The following is a 17,299-nucleotide window of genomic DNA, read 5'->3' as shown; positions in this document are numbered from 1 at the left end:
CTATTGGGCCTTCAACAGTGTTTCTACGTTCTGTGTCGTTTTACCTACCGTCTTAGCAATCAGCTCTTCTTGAAAGGTAATTCGAGTCAACGCCCACTGCATCTGCAAAAGTTGAGCGGGATCGTCACCGACCATTTTCATGCTGTCGGTTAAACTGGTTTTTGCATTGTCGATGGTATTTTTCAGTTCGCTAATGTTTTCTAACAAGCCACCTTCTAAACCGTGGTTTCCCTCCGGCGCTAGCATCGCTTGCTCGAAACGCTCACTAAGCCCCTCTTCAGCTTGTGCGTCTTGCACTTGCTCGAGGTTGGTTTGCATTACTTCTGTGTACTGCGTATTGATCATATCCGTTCCTATGAGAGGTCTAGTTTATGGCTGTAAGTCAACATGTTCTTGACCATGGCATTCTTTTGTATAACAAAGCTCAGCTCTTTTCGGACCATGTCCAACACTGGGGCTTGATCGGGGATGTCTTTCAACTCTGCCCAACTGTGCCAAAGCGCTTGTTCTTTTTGCGCGCCAAGCGGGAAATGCTCAGAAAGCAACGCTTTCAACTCTTGGCGGTCTTTAGGGGGTTCCGCTAATAAGCGCCCCGAAAAACTGCCCAACAACTCTTGCTCTAATGATGCCAACAATTCTGGTGACGCTTTATCGGTGCCCTTTGCACTTCTCTCCTGACTAAAGGCGTACCATAACGCTTCTTTCTTCTCGCTAGGCGAGGAAAACGCACCTTCAAGCGTACTGTTGAGCGTAGTAGCACTGAAATTTCCAGTACGTTTTAGCGTCTCGTACCATTCCTTTATCGCCGTTGTTTTGGCTTCGGCTTGTGTGACGCTGTCCGTGCTCTTTTGCGTCGACGATGTGCTCTTATCTGATGAGCTATCACTCATTAAACGGCTCATCTTGTTCGCATCATGTGCATCAACTCTAGAAGGTTGCTGCACATGACCGAGCGTGTAGTTGAATGCGTTGTTTTCAACCTTCATTAAAGGTTCCTGATGTCCTTAGAGAAACTCATGGCAAAGGCTTGGTTTTCTTCACTGCCTTTTGATGCCATATCTAGCCAAGACTCCGCTTTGCTTGATAGCCCAGCTTTTCCTGCTGCTAACGCTGCCAGACTGATTAAGTCTGGGTACGTCATACAAAGCGGTTCAAGTAGACGATGAGCGTCTTCGTACAAGCCACGATTCATCAAACTCATTGAACGAATCATAGCGACGACTTCTTCTGCACCACCTTGTGACTCAAGGCATTCCGCGATGGTATTTGCCTCTTCATGACGATGCAGACCGGTTGCCATCAACGCTGTTTCAGCCAGCAGCAAACGCATGTCTTTATCCATAACTTACACCTTCTGCAGAATCGACTGCATCACGTCTTTGATTGCACGAGTTGTGGTCGCGTTGATGTTGTAAACCACAGACCATTTGTTGATTGTGTGCTGCAGCTCTGCAAGCTTCGACGGATCGTCTGCGTTCGTTTCTAGGTTTTTGATTGCCGTGTTTACGTCTTCGTTCGCTTTTTGAGCTTGTGCTTCTAGTTTCGCCTTAACGTCGTCGAGATAAACACTTTTACTCGAATCATAAAATGACATAGGTATCGCCTCTTTTTATTTATTGTCTTTGAAAGTTTCAATTACAGTTAAGGCTGCTTGATACGCCTCATGCTGTTTGAGTAGCAATTGATATTCTTGTGGTGAACAACCAAGATCGAGCTGACGCTTTACTGCTGACTGCGCTTGCTTGAACTTGAGGATGATCGCCTCTTTTTCTTGCTGTCCTGAATCGCCTTGTAATAACTGCTCAAGATTTGTCATTGGTATTTTCACCTTCGTACCCTAGATCAATAGTGATCACTCGCCCGCCTTTTACGAGTTCAATCCCTGCTGGAGTAACGCTAGAAATGCGATATCCTTGAGGAGTGCGGGCACCTACCATGTAACGAACATTATCTGTGAGGATGACGTAAGGGACTCGACCAAAGTTCACGCTACGAAACGGAAAATCGATGTTGGTTCCTTTGCTTACCTTAGGAATGGACTTCAAAACCAAATAAGGTTTCTCGCCATACTGCTCACGGAAATCTCTCGTTACGCCATAAAATCGAGTGGTCTCAATGTCATCAAGCTCACCACGAACTTCGATGCGGTCACCGCTAGTCACAAGCTGAACTTTCTTCAAGAGCTCCGCTTTTTCTAACAGTTCTTTAAGCGTATCCATGTACGCACCCGCTCTTTGTAGCTCGACCTTCCAAGCAACAAGTCCAGGGACATCGCGTTCTAATATCTGCTCAACTTGGCTCCAACGACTTGCGTCATCGATATAGCCCGTTAGCAGCAGCGTGCCTGTCTCATCACCATTTTCGACTTTGACTTGGTGATAACCGAGGTTGCGCAAGATAAAGCGCACACCACGGCGTATCTCTTCCATCGTTCTCAGGTCACTTTTGTAGTTGATACCTAAGGCATCAATCCGACCCAGTAGTTGGAGTTTCTGTGTTCTGTCTTCGACGTAACCTTCAAGTACCGCCTGTCGAGCACTTGCGTTCCATTCAACACGAACATCGTCAAGTTTGAGCTCGCTAAGAATGTTGCGCACCAAGACAATCGGTTCTGCTGCGGTGATGGCGTCTTTGTCACTGGCATGAATTTGACTGTACCAAACGCCTGCAAATATCACGCTTGGAATCAAGCTACACATCAATCCAATGAGCAGTGTTCTCTTCCAACCTGACGATGGTTTATGGCTGACGGGGGCAGCTTGCTTGTCTGATGCATCGCTTGCCACATCGATAACCAAATCGTCTTCTAGATAACCGACTGCAAAGGTTAAACGACCCACAGAGACCAGCGCGTTTCGCGCCAGCTCAATGCCACCAGCATCCACGGTGACACTCTCATTGTTGATGGAGACCTCTTCACAATCGCGCAATAAAACTGTTTCGCCATCGCAAACCAAAACAAGATGACTTGCTTTGATGCCAGAGTCGGTTAACACCAAATCTGCAGTAAAATCATCACTACCTAATACCAATGAATCATTGGGTAAGGTGACTTCCACTCCGGAATGGACACCGGAGAGGATACGAATTTTCCATTGCTGCATTGAGGCTACTGCTCCTCTAATGGTCGAACGCAATGATTCTCTGAGCCATTACACTCTTTAATTTGTACTCGCCATCCTTTTTGTCCCGTAGGAAGCTCGCATTCTGCTAGCAACGATGACTTTCCTTGTGACAACAAATCTTGCTGGTAACGCTCGGCTTGCACTTGAGTCGTACAGCTGTACAAGGCAAGCGCTGATTTAAGGTCTGCACTGTTGTTTGAAATGTTGTTTAACGTGCCAATCTTTGGTCTTAAATCATATTCATTGCCGATGAGAACGTTGTCGCCAATACCATCCACAACGATTCTTGGCTCGATAATGAACATACGTACCGTTCTTCTTGTGGTGTTTTCCGTACTTCTAAACAAAGCACCAAGGTATGGAATGTCTCCTAGTAAAGGGACTTTTCGCAGCTTGTTGCTGATTTCGTCACGGTATACACCACCGATGAGCAGGCTTTGTCCCTGTTTCACTGTCGCCAGTGTGCTGATTTCTGTCTTGCGAATTGAAGGCACACCGTCGATGTCACCATCAGAGATTTGCGCACCATCTTCTAAGTGCAGACTCAGGTTGATTTCTGGTCTTTCCACAAATCGATCGCCGACGATACGAGGCACGATTTTCAATAACGTACCGTACGTCACTTGCTCTAATGCTGCCGTCTCTTTACCGATCAACTTGACGTAAAAGGTGCTGCTGTTATTGAGTACGGCTTCCACGTTTTCTTGTGTTAGCAAGGTTGGTCTTGAAACTACCTGCGCGCTGCCTCTAGATTCAAGCAAACGGATTTGAGCCAATAGGTAATTCAAGTTCGTTGCGTCAAGCAAAGACTTAAAGGTTTGTCCGCTGCCAAGCTCGACATCGCCATCACCGACGTCACCCGTTGTTTTGAGATCCAGAATGCTGTTGTTACCAACCGCAACACCAGCTCGCCAGTCAACACCAAGCTGACTCAAATCGTTCGCGCTGATATCAACAATTGAAAGCGCCACTTCGATTCTTGACTGCGGCTGATCCAACTGAGCAATCAACTTACGATACAACGGCAATCGAGCTTGCGTATCGCGCACAATGATCGCGTTTAACCCTGGCTCAGCTTCTACCGATGCGCCGCTATGGACAGAAGCTTTTTTAGTCACTGTCGCAGACTTACTCGCTCCTGTTTCGTCGCTCTCATTCGCCACCTTAACTTGAGTTTGAACACCGGATAGAACTCGGCTCAATACCGAAGCAATACCTGGTACCGTCACCCCTTGATCACGATAAGTGATCTCTCTATCCGTCGCAGAGGCGTACTTCAACGGAATAATGTCAACAAACAACTCATCCGTAGAGTTGGATTTTTGTACCAGTCGGCTTTCCAGCGCTTCTGCTGTTTGGACAACTAGATCGACGTACCTCGGAGGACCAGCCAAGTAAACCAAACCTTTGTTTTCTGCTGCGCGCCAACCGTAACGAGAATCCCAGATCCCGGTTGAAATCAGCGTGCTACGCAGTTCACGAGCCGTTAGCAGTTCTAGCTGTAGCAATCGCGAACGAGTTTCCGTCGCTTTGTATACATGAAGTACCGCACCATCGAAGTACCACATCAAGTTGTAAACTTGCGCCAGATAATCGAGAAACTCGGCTGGGTCTTCTGGTGTAAATCGACCGCTGACACGGTCATTTACTTTGTCGCTCACCGATACAGAAACGCGGTAGTTTGCGCCAAAGTTGTTCAGTAATTCTTTTAGCGAATCATTGTCCGCGTAGTAACGAAACGGTTGATCAGACCAATTAAGCTCAGAAGCATGAGAAGGAAGTGCCATCATCAAGCTTGAAGCACACACCGCTGATAACACGAGTCTGCGCATTTGTGTCTTTAAAACTGCAAGCATTATGGAATCCAAACACTGTGGCTAACGGTATGATTAACACGCTGGTGCTCGAGCAAATCGCTGAACTGCTCCACCAAATTCACGTGTTGAGAAAGTTGCGTACAAAGCGCTTCTGTCGTTGCGCTTTCCATATTCATTTTGCCTTGCACAATCAACTGCGCTTTGTCGTTCACCGTTAACGTGCAACGCGTATCTCGCAACGTTTTCAAAGAGAGCTGCATACAGTGCTTTAGCGCCTGTTCTTTCTGATAATCAAGGTGCTGTTCAAACTGAAATGGGAGAACGGTTTCCCACAAGACCCATGATGATTGCTGCCGAATGTTAAGCAGCATCTGGTCGACTTCGATGTCATAGGAACCATTATTTGAGGCAATAAAATCCCCAACCCCTAGCGTTGCCGCTAGAGATTTCATCATTTGATCTAACATATTTAGCCCTATTTAAATCTGGCTGAGATGGTTACAAGCTTGACCGCACTGGTTGCTCTGAATGTCAAAGTAGTAATGATCTACGCTGCCAACGGTTTGCATGTCTTGAAACCATTGCCAAATTTTTGCGACGGCATTTAGGTCGCTGTATACAAGATCACACGCATCCCAAACATCGTTTAGATCAGGCGCTTGTACTCGCGCTTCGCTACACCATATTTTCCATTCAGAGATAAACTTATCCGACGTTCTGCTGTACTCAGATAAGCCCTTGAGTTTTTCTAGAGTTGGTTTCCACTCTTCAACCAATGCTCGATGAGATTCAACCACTTGGTTTTGCTGCTCATTGAGAACACTTAGCTGCTCATGCAATTCACTCTGCTGGCTCTTAATCAGTTCCAGTTGTTGCTCTGCAAAAATCGCACTGCTCTCTTCTCCAGACAATCTCAACCAATACTCTTTCTGAATACTCAGTTGATTGATTAACTGTTCAAGCTTGATGGAATCATGCAACACAGTCTGATCCGTCTGCTGATTAACCCACTCATTTAGAGTCAAGTACATCGAAAGGATCAGCGTTTTAGGTGACGCTAGATTGAAGCGGTAACCTAATCGGTGATTAATGTAATCCAGTCTTTGTTCAAAAGTGCTCAACGCACGATTGTCACTGAGTTGCCCACCCACCTCTAAAAAGAGGCGCATAGCAAATCGATCTAGAGACGTACCAAGCTTTTGATATGTCTTAATCAGCTGACTAGCACATAAACAATCGACGACATTGCGATCAAGCAAGCGCTGGAGTAAAGACAATTGGTCGTAACTCAGAACGCCTTCACTGAGTAGCTGTCGGTGATTGACATTAACAACATTGGGCTCTTGCGATGATTGGGATAAACCTTCGTATCGTGCGCCTCGCTGTAATACAGTGACCTTCCTTTGCGTCACAATGTTGTTAGGAAAAAGCGAACGGCGTCGCCAATGCTGCTTTTTCATTTGTGTTCTTCTCCGCATCTACTTCGAACAATCCAGAAGGAAGTAGAGGTAATAGTTTTGTTCGTTGTTACGCTGAGCATAATAGAGTTTACGTCAGTTAATGCCTTTCAAAATTAGTCAGAAAATTTTAGTCGTCAGACATTTCACTTAGCAATTGCTACTTGTTCATCTCCAGAACGAACCTTACTTGGTGTCGTTCCGAAGCGGCGGCGATAACTTTGTGTAAAGTAAGATTGGCTTGAGAACCCCGCTTCCATCGCAACGTCGACGATGCTCATTTTACTTGTGAGCAATAGCTTGTGAGCATGCAATAAACGACGTTCACTGATCCACGCTCTAGGAGAAATACCATAATATTCATTAAAGAGCTCTTTAAACGTAGTCAAACTCGCACCAAATTCTTGGGCGTAGTCGGTCAGTTTCCACTCTTTAAGGTAATGAAGCTCCATAAAGCGACGCAGTCGATCTGAGGTTCGGTTTGTCAGTTGTGATAACAACGCGTAGAGGTGTTCACCTTGGTCCCCATGCAACAATAAGATGAGCATTTCCTCATACTTTAAGCGCATAATAGCATCAGGAAAAGACTGTTCTTCTAGCGTCTTCATTCCTGATAGTGTCTGTTCTATCAATAAGTTGAGAGTAAAAGGGAATAATCCAGACTGAACATTCTCAACCTTTGGCAACGACATCAAAAGATCACTATGCTTTTGCAATAGTTGACTCACCAGTTCATTGTCAAACTCGATAACAGAAGCCGTATATTGACCATCTATCGGTGTGTATTCTAGTAAGTAATCCCCTTGAGAGAGATAAATTCCACAACCAGCAACAACGTCTAGCGTGCAATCCCCTGTTTGGACTCTCAGTTGACCATTGTGAACGACAACAATGTGAGATTGACTAGAATGAAATACTTCATCGTGTTTTTCATAGCAGCAAGCACTATGGATTTTTCGCAAGCGCGAGTCGACCCTTTCTGTGTTTAGTTGGCCTAACACATCCATTTTCTACCCTTCATAATTTTAATTTCTCTAATCCCCATCAGAGAAACTGTCAAAGTCCCGCAGTGCGAAGACAAACGCAGGACAATTTCAATTAAAGAAGCAAAGAAAAGAGCATAGAAGCGCATAACACTCCCATACCCCCCGAATAATAACGAATAGCTCAAGCGCTACCTTTGGTAGCAAAATAATCTTGGCAAAGAAACCTTCCCGATATTGTTATGTATTGTTTTCGGGAATTAATAAGCTTTTGCTAAAGTTCAACTTATAACTAGTGATACTAAAACAGCAAAAACTCTTTTTATATTAGAATAAATGAAAGTACTAATGTTAAAGTCCACTTCATTTATATTGATATTTCTAACAACTTTGAGCTGTTTATTTTTAAACCATTCTACCTAGCCAACGTATCCAAGGCGGTGGATATAACCATAAAAATTATGATGGGCGCAACCGATATTCATATAAAGACAAACTGACCCGATGACCTAAGTTGATTGATTAATAGAGACCTAGGTCTGGAGATATTACTTTCAATTGTCTTAATTTTTTTAAATAATAAAGACAAATGAAAACGATTACTTTTTTTAGTAATTCTTATAAGCTTCTAGCTTTAAGTCCTTATGTACACTGCCTTGCGTAAAAATATACTGCTCTTCTTTTTTTGCGATAATTTCACCTTGAGAACGCAATATAGCGCGCACTTTCATTTCGCCATTTCCAGCTTGTATTGGAGCAATAACAACCGAGTACTGAACAGGTAACTGAACCCCTTGATAGTCTTGCTGTACAACTGTAAAGCATTGATTATCTGAAACCTGACATACTTCGACGTTTACAGAAGTACTCACTGGAGCGACGTAATCATCAAACGTTATCCAACCAAATAGCGTTCCTTGAATATGATTAGAAAACCCATCTGATACCGTATTTGTGGTAGCACAAGCGCTGAGAAGCAATGCACTTAGTATCGGAATATACGTATTACATTTCATTATGGATTCTATTTGACTGAATATGTTTTAAATAAAAATGAGCAGGCGCAATTTTGGTACACAAATATATAAAAGATCAACTATTATTTTATACACCATTCGGACAATATAGATTCTCAAAAGTAAGACTCATTATTATTTGATAAGGAATTTTTATTGCCTTTATTTTATAGTTGATACTGCTTCCAAATAAATGCTCAAACTTTCTGCAAAGGTAAGTGGTACAACACTTGAGACATAAGCAACATAGTTGATAAGTTTTTATTATCCGCATAGAAAAAACGCTTATATAAAAAATTCCAACCAATATTGATAAACATCAGTTTTAACTTTCCATAATTTCGATGATAAAATTCTAAAAAGGACTGCTTCTATGTCAGCGCGCCAAATCGTAGATGAGGTTTTGCTTAAGTTTGCTCATCAAATAGGTTTGCCTGAATTACATTTGACTGAAGACGAACTGGGTTTAGCTTTTGACGATAACTTAAGAGTGCATTTCATTTTCCACCCAGATACAGAAACGCTTCAACTAGAAGCAGAGATTGTCGACCTACAAATTGTTAATTCTGATCTTTATCGTTCTTTTTTGGCATTCAACTATCATTGGTCTGAGCATCAACTGTTTTTTAGCCTAGATAACCACAGGCACAAGCTTTGTTTAAACAGGTTGCTTCAGGCCGAGCAGCTCGACTATGAGTTGTTTGAGAGTGCGCTTGCTGAGCTGCTCACACAGAGCGAATCTTGGGAGTCATTGTTGTCTGCCCATATCGCAATGGAAGTTTCACCATCTATGCTTCAGAGCTCGGACTTAAGAGTTTAGGTACCCTATGTCCAATGACATCCAACCAACACCAAAGAACTTGTCTATCGACCGGTTAGAACATACCGAGCAAACAGCCTCTGTAAAGCAAGGCTCGTTTCTAGGTCGAACCGTTGTGCAGATAAGCCCTAAAGAGCGAGAGGTGAACCGAGCTAACTCCAAGCTAGAGTTAAGTGAGTCTCTGTCGATGCTTGCCAACGTCGATATTTGCAACTCAATCTTAAGCTTCGAGAAAGATTCCAATGCGGTACAAGCTTTGTTAAATAGAAAGGTTCAAGTGCTCAGTCAACCTCAATAAGACCGACTTTAAACAAGCACTCGCTTCGCCAAAAACGAAAAGCCCCGAACTCTCGGGGCTTTTGTTGTTTCTAAACTGCAGATACAAAAAAAGACGTCCTAGGACGTCTTTTTTCAAGAATGTGGCGGTGAGTGAGAGATTCGAACTCTCGATACGTTGCCGTATACACACTTTCCAGGCGTGCTCCTTCAGCCACTCGGACAACTCACCGAATCAAATTGTGGTTAGCATCGTTGGCTAACGAGGCGCTAATTTAATGATTATGTTCCTGATGGTCAAGGCTAAACACGAAAAAAAGCGCCCTTTTGCGTTTGTTTGCTCACTATCTAGCTAAATTGCGCAAAACTGGGGCAATTAGGCTTCTTGATAGTAACCTGGCACTCGGAACCAACGGCGACACTGATCTAAGAAGTAACCGTAAAGGACACCCATGCCACATGACACAACTGCATTACTTGCTACTGCCGTGATGATTTGGTCAGTTGACGCGCCTACTGCCAGCAAAATGCCCGCATAGACTGGAGATTGGAACAATACGTACGCCACCAAGTCAGACACGTTCTTCATAAACGAAGAGGGTGATAGTTTGTTACCTTGGCGTAATACCCAATCACGGAACATACCGTAAGGCCATGCAATCGCGATGTTTACTGGGATAGACAATGTGCGTGATGCTAAAGACTGCTCAAACGTCATACCCGAAATCAAGATCTCGATAATCATCCCTGTAATAAAACAAAAAACCACCATAGCAAAAGTATCCGCTGCGGCATTGCGAATACAAAATGGTCCACGAGACTTCATTTACAACCTCTAAAATCAAATACCAATAAAAACGACATCTATAAAATCATTTACTGCACTTAAAACCACATAGCAGTTAATAGCGCTATTAAATCACATTATTTTTAGTTTATGATTCCGTTTTAAAATATGAGTTGTAAATTAATAACTAACTTTCAAAGAAAAAGTAGCAGCTTTCACCAAAATCAGTAAAAAGCCCCATAAAACACTTCAAAATGGAGTTTTAAAACGTAATTTATTTACTTTTAAGCCAGTTAGCTCGCGAAAAAACACAGAAAACTAGAGAAATATCTGGCAAATGAATTTCAAAAAGATCGTCTTATGCTATTGGATCAAGCAAATTCAGAGTAAACACGAAGTTTATAGAATGGGAAGTGAAGATGGAGGTTATACCCAAGTAACATCGAGATGCTAGGTTCAGCAAGGATGACTTGGTTTGTAGGCGCAGCGGCGATTTAAAGATCTAGTTACTCTAAATCAAGAAATGACAACGCTCTGAGTCCTGCATCTTGAAATCACTTGGGTATAAGTAGTGTAGGAAGTACCCTACACTACTTAGTGAATGCACGGAGTTAGTGTTCTGCTAACAGTACCGTCAGTTGGTCGATGTCCTCTTGCTCAGGGGTAAGCGCTTTACTCAAATAGTCTTCGATGCGTTGGATAACTTTATTCAGTTCATCAGAGACATTTGGTTTGGCACTTTCGAAAATGTGAGAAAGTGTCGTCATTGCTTGTTCCAAGTTGCCATCATCTAATGCCATATAGAAGTTCAGCAACAATGCCTCGGCGTTTTGAGGTTTAGGTTGTTCTCCGCTTTGCTTGTCTTGGTATTGATAAAGTATCGACGCATGACGATACAAAGCATCATCGAGTTCTGATTCAACAATCGGTTTGGCGATGATATGGTTTGCTCCGACATCTAACATACGCTCCTGCGTTTCTTTGAAGACGTCTGCAGTACAGCCGAAGATCAAAACCGAGCGAGCTGGTGCATCCATAGAGCGAATAACAGCAATCGCCCCTACGCCATCAAGTACTGGCATGTGGTTATCCATCAACACCAAATCAAATTCATGCTTCGACACCTGCTCTACTGCTTGCTGCCCATTCTCGACACAAACACATACAAACCCTTTAGAGCGCAAGAAGGTCTCCATAATGATGGTGTTCGTACGGTTGTCTTCCACGATAAGCGCACGTAAGCCTTGGCAATCAAGTTTATGTGTATTAGATGCTTCTAACACCCCAGCCTTACAAGGATTGAGCTCAAGTTCGACAATAAACTTGGTGCCAATACACTCTTGGCTTTGAACAGTAATACTCCCGCCCATATGCTCTGAAATCTGCTTCACTATCGCCAATCCAAGACCCGTGCCGCCATATCGACGTGTTGTCGACGATTCTGCTTGTTCGAATGGTCGGAAAATGCGTTTCTGCGCATCAGGGCTGATACCAATCCCTGTGTCTTTTACACTAATGGTTAGTTTGGTTATGCCATCTTTCACATGCTCAGTCAGTTCGACTTCAACAAAACCACGATCCGTGAACTTCACTGCGTTATTGAGGAGGTTAAATAACACCTGGCGCAGGCGTGCTTTGTCATTGTTGTACCAACGTCCAAATGGAACATTAGAAATAACTCTAAATTGCAGCCCCTTTTCGGCACATAAAGTGTGATACACACTGTTGATACTACCGAGAATCGATTCGATTGGGAAAGGCGTGTTGTCGAGCTCAATGTGTCCTTGCTCAATTTTCGAGTAATCAAGAATTTCATTCAGTAGCGTCATCATGTGATCGCCAGAATCATACAAGGTATTTAAGTGCTTTCTTTGTTCGTCAGTTAGATGAGTTTTCAGCAGTATTTGTGCGGTTCCCAACACCCCATTCATCGGCGTTCGGATTTCATGAGACAAGGTTGCTAAGAAGGCTGTTTTTGCGTTTGTAGATGCCTGCGCCTTAACCCGTTCACGCTCAAGGTAAACCGTCTTTTCATTGAACTTGGTGATTAAGTGCCCGATTTCATCTTCACTCTCATAGGCGATATCAATAATGCCACCCGTTTTGGAGTCATCCACTTTCTTAGCAATTCGGACAATCGGTTCTACAATGTATCGGTTTAATAGGTAGTAACCCACCAACACGCAGAGTAGTAGGAATGGGATAACACCAGTCTCAACGCTCATTACTTGATTAAAGACTTGATCCGATACTTTGACCTTGGCATTCACCACATCCATGCGCCAATTAAAGCCACCAAACCCGAGCTGGCTGATGTATATGTTCTTAGTAAGCTGAAAGTTGTGCTCAATCACAACTTGGTCATCGGCATCGCGAATCACAACACCTAATGAGTATTGATTTGTATGTTCACGAATGAACTGGAATAACGCTTCCAAAGACAAGTCTACGGTTGCCACTCCGGCAAAAACACCCTCTTTGTAGTAAGGCGCTGAAGCCGTGATCATCTGAACTTGCGTGAAGGTATCGATATACACGCCAGACCAACTCACTGCCCCTGCAGGTTTGTTTGCAACAGACTGGTACCAAGGTTCGTTGTCGTAACCACCAGACTCTGGATTATTGTAGGAATGGATTTGATCCAAGCTGCCGTTGTCATTCTTATTGAAGAATAAGCTTGTATATTGCCAACGTTCATCTTCCAATGTTGGTTTTGGCCATAATCCGCCACTGACGATGATGTCGTCGCTCACCGCGAGTAACTGGGGAATCGTATCTTGAAGTGAAATACTTGGTGTTGGCGTCTGCCCTAAGCCTACAAGGCTATTGAGCAAACCAACGGAACTGGTTAGCGGTCCTTCAATCTGTGAGGCGAGCAATTGAGTTCGCAAATCCAAATTACGCTCAAGCTTTTCACGCACTGGTGGCTCAACAACAAGGTAAACAACAGAACCAATGGTCGCGATGAAGAAACACAAGTAAAGTGTCAGGGCGAGAATGCTTTTGTTTCTGAGTGACGAACGAATTTCCATAGATGTAGACGAATCATTCCCTAATATCGATTTATCACTGATTGATTGGTAAGATTAGCCAACCAACCAGCCCATTAACAAATGGTATTCTATTTTGAAACTACAAGACATCCTTTCTCTTCCAGAACTTGATGGAAAACTACTAAACCTAGCGAAAACTCAAGGCTTTGTTACGTCTATGGCATGTGCGCCAAACGTGTTGAATCCTCAAGAGTGGCTACCATTCCTATGGGGCGGTGAAGAAACAGCACCTTTCTCTGATGGTGAGCAACTAGAACAGTACATCGATGAGATCATTCAAATGTGGAACCAAACACGCCCAGCGCTTCTGGAAGGTGCATGGCTGTGGCCTGAAGGATGCGAGCTGGATGATCAAGATATCGTATCTGCAAACACGCGTGATTTCTGTGAGGGTGTACTTCAAGGCTGGCAATTGTCTCGTGACGATTGGGAAACGTTGATGCCTGATGACAGTGAAGACAGTGCATTGCTTGGTGGCGTACTGCTTTCTCTAACTATGCTTTACGATCCAGAAACGACAATCACGACACTTGCAGAGCAAGGTATGGAAGGTCTAGAGCAGTTTGAAGAGATCTTCAACGCAATGCCGATGATGCTTTGCGGACTGACTCAACGTGGCGTAATGCTAGCTGAGCAAGAATAAACTCACCACCCTGTGAGATACATAAGACAGAATGAAAAAGCTCTCCAATCCGGAGAGCTTTTTTGATCAATCTAGAATGACATGGGGGATATATCGCGCCATATCTTGGGTAACTAAACTGCTGTCTTCTCGAATGGAGATCCCGGCTGCTTTATCATTCACTAACCAACTGCCAATCAACGTATGGCTTGAGCCAAACTTAGGTAGCGGATGATATTGTTGAATGATGTTTTGGCTCGATTCATACGGACCCGGTGTTTTCACCAATCGCTGACCATTTTTGACAATCTCAATATTGGCACCTTCGCGAGAAAACAGAGGTTTAATGACATAGTCTTTTAAGCTAGCCGCTTTTGGATCATTGGCAAAATACGCGGGCAAAAGATTCGGATGATTTGGAAACCTCTCCCAAAGCAAGGGTAACAACGCTTTATTAGACAGAATCGATTTCCACATCGGCTCTAACCAATTCACACTCGCAGTTGCCAAGTACTGGCTGTATTCCTCTTCGAACATGAACTCCCAAGGGTAGAGTTTGAACATCCAGCGAATCGCTCTGCCATCGACATCCACAAATTGCCCATCTTGCGTCACGCCAATATCTTCGACAAAAACAAAGGCGGTTGCTAACCCAGCTTCTCGCGCACAGTCTTCGAGGTATTGCACCGTGCCTTTATCTTCTTCGGTGTATTTGCAACAACTAAAATGCAGCGTTTGACCCGGCTGCAATTTGGCAATATCGGCAAAGCGTTGAATCAGAAAGTCTTGCAGAATATTAAACTGATCCGCACTTTGGTGAATGCGACCTTTATTGACAACATCCTCTAACCACACCCACTGCCAAAAGCCAGTCTCAAACAATGACGTTGGTGTGTCTGCATTGTTTTCTAATAACTTTGCAGGAGAGGAGCCGTTGTAAGCAAAGTCCATCCTCGAATAGAGAGAAGGCTCTCTTCGTTGCCAAGAGGAAGCGACTTGTGACCACATTGCTTCAGGAATCGCACACTGTGTCAGTAACTGCTCACTTCGCACAACCTGATCGACGATTTCAAGACACATTTGATGAAGCTCTTCCGTTGGGTCTTCAATGTCTTTCTCTATCTGTTCAAGGGTAAATTGATAGTAAGCACTCTCATCCCAATACGGTTGGTCGTACATAGAATGGAAGCCAAAACCAAACTGGCGTGCCAATTCACGCCAGTTTTCTCTTTCTTGTATTTCTCGTCGAAACATTTCAGTTAACCGCCGCGGCTGACTGACACAGCTTTACCAAAGCCACCGCGAGACATCGCACGACCAATCGTACCGCCGCCGCGCTTATTTAGGCTACTGGTAGCAACCTTAGTGGATTGATTGCGATAAGAGCCGTAAAACTGCCCTGCACCGTTGTAATACTTCGATTTATAACGATACATCGGCTCTGAGTAATAACTTTTGTTGTAACCCTTAAGCCCACTCACCGCGCGACTGAAGAAGTAACCACCAACAAATGGGACATATGAGTGATGACGAGAACTGTAGTAACAATCATCCTCGTAAAAGTCATTTTCGCACTCATATTTGTTGTTGTAGCGCGGCGCATTTTCTTCTGCACGCGCCATTGCTTCTTGGTAGGCGATGTCACACTGCTCACTGAATTCAGGCGCGGCAGATTTACACTCGTCAGCATCGACGTAGATATAGCCTTCCGTTTCTGATTCTTGAGTTGCGAGGAAAAAAATCCCACCAAAAGCAACGAATGGAATGATTCGTCCGACTTTAAAACTCTTGTCCATTGAGGAGCGTTTTACATTGGAACTGCGTTTCATCGTTCCTCCTAGTAGGTCATGCAAGCTGCGTTAAGCACACCGACAGACACAGAGACGGCAGCTAAAACAATACCCGCTGGTACTTCATCATTCTCAATACGCTCCGATACTTTCGGCAGCAGAATAAAACGTACAATACCAAACGCAATGATCTGTGCCAGCATCGCTACAACGCCCCATACCATGAAATCCACAATATTGACTGAGTTAGTCGCAGCGCCGGCAATAGCCAGACAGTAACCAAGAAAAGCACCACTTAACGCAACTGCCGCAGCGGTATTTTTCTCTTCCTTGATCAGATGCCATTCGTCATAAGGCGTCAATCTGACGTAGACGAATTTAAACGCCAGCACGAAAACGATCGAAACAGAAAAGTAGAGAAGAAAATTGGGAAAACCTGCCAACAGGTCGGCAATCATATGCATTATTTGTCCTTGTTCATGTCTGTCCAAGCGAAGTCATCAATTCGCTCGTCGGCAATGTAAAACAGCTTAGTGCTTGGCGGCACTTGAGCATTTAAATCTGGGTTGAGTTCAATCCCATCACCAAGATCGAACGCGATCAACGTAGCTTGGTGATGCTTCTTGATAAATCCGAAGATCTTTTCCACGCTGGTTGTCGGTTGATCTTGTGGGTAAATCACCGAGTACTGTGTCATACCCCGAGTTGAAGCAAGTAGCTCCTGATGAAGTGCGCTCGAACCCGGATCTACTGCCGCTTTCGCAAGCATCTCCGCGCCAACGGCTGGAATGCATTCCGCTTTTGGACAGTGCTCACTCAACAGTCGACCTAGCGCTTCATCTTTAAAATAAGCCAGCAAGTGTGCATCAGGATTCACTGAGGCACAATACAAGGCGGCAGAGAGAGTAATATCATCGCTAAGATTATCGACAATAATACAGTTAGCATCGGTGATGTTGGCGTTTTTCATCTCTTGCGCGTCGGTGTAACTGTTCACCTTGATAAAACCAATTTCACCTGGTAATGGGTTTTCAATGTCTGAACGACTGCATAACACAATTGGGCGTTTGCCCTCTTCTTCATGCTGCAACATGCGGATAAGGTGCATGGTTCGTGCGCCATTCCAACCCAATAATACGATATGGTTATCCACTCTTACTCTCCGTTTACCCAGTATGCCTGCTCGCCAATAGTCAATTGCGCCACCAGCCACTCGCCCCAAAATGGCAGCAAATAAACTCAAACCACCAGGGATAATAAACAAAACCACAACCCACTTACCCATATCACTTGAGGGTGATAAGTCACCATAGCCAACCGTTGAAGCAGTCACCATGAGGTAGTAAATAAAGTTAGAGAAGTTTTCGGTCAGTGCATGCTCTCCTGCAAGAGCCAACAATAACCACGAGATGGCAATGTATGCGCCACTAATGACGAGAAGGTTTCGGTTGCTTAATTTGAAAAGATGGGTGCTTAGCCACTTTTTCAGTACTAGCCATACAGCCATAAGTTTCCGATTCCTTTCTGATTGCTATAACTAAATACTAACCTAT

20 protein-coding genes and 1 tRNA gene are annotated in these 17,299 nt (G+C 44.0%); 3 read left to right on the top strand and 18 right to left on the bottom strand.

Annotated elements, in window-relative coordinates:
• From sctI to J4N44_RS05490, 11 genes are all read right to left on the bottom strand, one after another.
• A complete protein-coding gene (gene sctI / locus J4N44_RS05540; RefSeq protein ID WP_005450269.1) occupies positions 1–345 on the bottom strand; it encodes a type III secretion system inner rod subunit SctI in 345 nt (114 codons plus the stop codon).
• Between the two features lie 8 nt (positions 346–353).
• The gene (locus tag J4N44_RS05535; RefSeq protein WP_009698264.1) at positions 354–986 is read right to left on the bottom strand and encodes a YopR family T3SS polymerization control protein; all 633 of its coding nucleotides are present in this window, start codon (positions 984–986) and stop codon (positions 354–356) included.
• Positions 986–1,342 (bottom strand): YscG family type III secretion system chaperone, encoded by a 357-nt coding sequence (locus tag J4N44_RS05530; RefSeq protein WP_005441753.1) that lies wholly within the window; start codon positions 1,340–1,342, stop codon positions 986–988. Before J4N44_RS05530 ends, J4N44_RS05535 begins: the two co-directional genes overlap by 1 nt.
• Positions 1,343–1,345: 3 nt before the next feature.
• Positions 1,346–1,594 carry a type III secretion system needle filament subunit SctF gene (sctF, locus tag J4N44_RS05525; protein WP_009698265.1) on the bottom strand — a complete coding sequence of 83 codons (249 nt, stop codon included), beginning with the start codon at positions 1,592–1,594 and terminating at the stop codon, positions 1,346–1,348.
• Between the two features lie 15 nt (positions 1,595–1,609).
• Positions 1,610–1,816, bottom strand: coding sequence for an EscE/YscE/SsaE family type III secretion system needle protein co-chaperone (locus J4N44_RS05520; protein WP_005450274.1), 207 nt, complete (start codon positions 1,814–1,816; stop codon positions 1,610–1,612).
• Positions 1,803–3,104, bottom strand: coding sequence for a type III secretion system inner membrane ring subunit SctD (sctD, locus tag J4N44_RS05515; protein ID WP_005450275.1), 1,302 nt, complete (start codon positions 3,102–3,104; stop codon positions 1,803–1,805). Before sctD ends, J4N44_RS05520 begins: the two co-directional genes overlap by 14 nt.
• A gap of 5 nt (positions 3,105–3,109) precedes the next feature.
• Complete coding sequence (sctC, locus tag J4N44_RS05510) at positions 3,110–4,915, bottom strand: type III secretion system outer membrane ring subunit SctC (RefSeq protein WP_252045085.1); 1,806 nt, start codon at positions 4,913–4,915, stop codon at positions 3,110–3,112.
• 65 nt (positions 4,916–4,980) lie between these two features.
• Positions 4,981–5,409, bottom strand: a complete 429-nt coding sequence (locus tag J4N44_RS05505) for a YscB family type III secretion system chaperone (RefSeq protein ID WP_005450277.1) — start codon at positions 5,407–5,409, stop codon at positions 4,981–4,983.
• Positions 5,410–5,421: 12 nt separating this feature from the next.
• A complete protein-coding gene (locus J4N44_RS05500; RefSeq protein WP_286037165.1) occupies positions 5,422–6,402 on the bottom strand; it encodes a T3SS regulon anti-activator ExsD domain-containing protein in 981 nt (326 codons plus the stop codon).
• 143 nt (positions 6,403–6,545) lie between these two features.
• Positions 6,546–7,406 (bottom strand): helix-turn-helix transcriptional regulator, encoded by an 861-nt coding sequence (locus J4N44_RS05495; protein WP_005450279.1) that lies wholly within the window; start codon positions 7,404–7,406, stop codon positions 6,546–6,548.
• A 584-nt stretch (positions 7,407–7,990) separates the two neighbouring features.
• A complete protein-coding gene (locus tag J4N44_RS05490) occupies positions 7,991–8,398 on the bottom strand; it encodes a YscW family type III secretion system pilotin (protein WP_005450280.1) in 408 nt (135 codons plus the stop codon).
• Between the two features lie 373 nt (positions 8,399–8,771).
• Between J4N44_RS05490 and J4N44_RS05485 the strand changes: the two genes are divergently transcribed.
• Together J4N44_RS05485 and exsE2 are read left to right on the top strand one after the other, a co-directional pair.
• Positions 8,772–9,218 (top strand): type III secretion system chaperone, encoded by a 447-nt coding sequence (locus J4N44_RS05485; RefSeq protein ID WP_252044926.1) that lies wholly within the window; start codon positions 8,772–8,774, stop codon positions 9,216–9,218.
• 7 nt (positions 9,219–9,225) lie between these two features.
• Positions 9,226–9,516, top strand: coding sequence for a T3SS regulon translocated regulator ExsE2 (gene exsE2, locus J4N44_RS05480; protein ID WP_005450284.1), 291 nt, complete (start codon positions 9,226–9,228; stop codon positions 9,514–9,516).
• Between the two features lie 122 nt (positions 9,517–9,638).
• Here the strand turns inward: exsE2 and J4N44_RS05475 are convergent.
• The 3 genes from J4N44_RS05475 to J4N44_RS05465 form a co-directional block, all read right to left on the bottom strand.
• Positions 9,639–9,726 (bottom strand) — tRNA-Ser (locus J4N44_RS05475).
• Positions 9,727–9,870: 144 nt separating this feature from the next.
• On the bottom strand, positions 9,871–10,320 hold the full coding sequence (locus tag J4N44_RS05470) for an L-alanine exporter AlaE (RefSeq protein WP_005441741.1): 450 nt from the start codon (positions 10,318–10,320) through the stop codon (positions 9,871–9,873).
• Positions 10,321–10,892: 572 nt separating this feature from the next.
• On the bottom strand, positions 10,893–13,313 hold the full coding sequence (locus J4N44_RS05465) for a hybrid sensor histidine kinase/response regulator (RefSeq protein WP_050936873.1): 2,421 nt from the start codon (positions 13,311–13,313) through the stop codon (positions 10,893–10,895).
• A gap of 94 nt (positions 13,314–13,407) precedes the next feature.
• Between J4N44_RS05465 and J4N44_RS05460 the strand changes: the two genes are divergently transcribed.
• Entirely contained in the window at positions 13,408–13,977 is a 570-nt protein-coding gene (locus J4N44_RS05460) for a YecA/YgfB family protein (protein WP_005450287.1), read from the top strand.
• 66 nt (positions 13,978–14,043) lie between these two features.
• Here the strand turns inward: J4N44_RS05460 and J4N44_RS05455 are convergent, their stop codons facing one another.
• The 4 genes from J4N44_RS05455 to J4N44_RS05440 are packed head-to-tail and all read right to left on the bottom strand — an operon-like array spanning position 14,044 to position 17,253.
• Positions 14,044–15,210 (bottom strand): glutathionylspermidine synthase family protein, encoded by a 1,167-nt coding sequence (locus J4N44_RS05455; protein WP_029789032.1) that lies wholly within the window; start codon positions 15,208–15,210, stop codon positions 14,044–14,046.
• A 5-nt stretch (positions 15,211–15,215) separates the two neighbouring features.
• The gene (locus J4N44_RS05450) at positions 15,216–15,785 is read right to left on the bottom strand and encodes a DUF1190 domain-containing protein (RefSeq protein WP_049535761.1); all 570 of its coding nucleotides are present in this window, start codon (positions 15,783–15,785) and stop codon (positions 15,216–15,218) included.
• 8 nt (positions 15,786–15,793) lie between these two features.
• Positions 15,794–16,210 (bottom strand): DUF350 domain-containing protein, encoded by a 417-nt coding sequence (locus tag J4N44_RS05445; RefSeq protein WP_005450290.1) that lies wholly within the window; start codon positions 16,208–16,210, stop codon positions 15,794–15,796.
• A complete protein-coding gene (locus J4N44_RS05440) occupies positions 16,210–17,253 on the bottom strand; it encodes a potassium channel family protein (protein WP_005450291.1) in 1,044 nt (347 codons plus the stop codon). Before J4N44_RS05440 ends, J4N44_RS05445 begins: the two co-directional genes overlap by 1 nt.
• Positions 17,254–17,299 lie beyond the last annotated feature (46 nt).

It is taken from the genome of Vibrio sp. SCSIO 43155, assembly GCF_023716605.1.
Classification (GTDB): domain Bacteria; phylum Pseudomonadota; class Gammaproteobacteria; order Enterobacterales; family Vibrionaceae; genus Vibrio; species Vibrio harveyi.
Note: the sequence above shows the minus strand (reverse complement) of the source record. Positions and strands in the feature narration are given on the sequence as shown.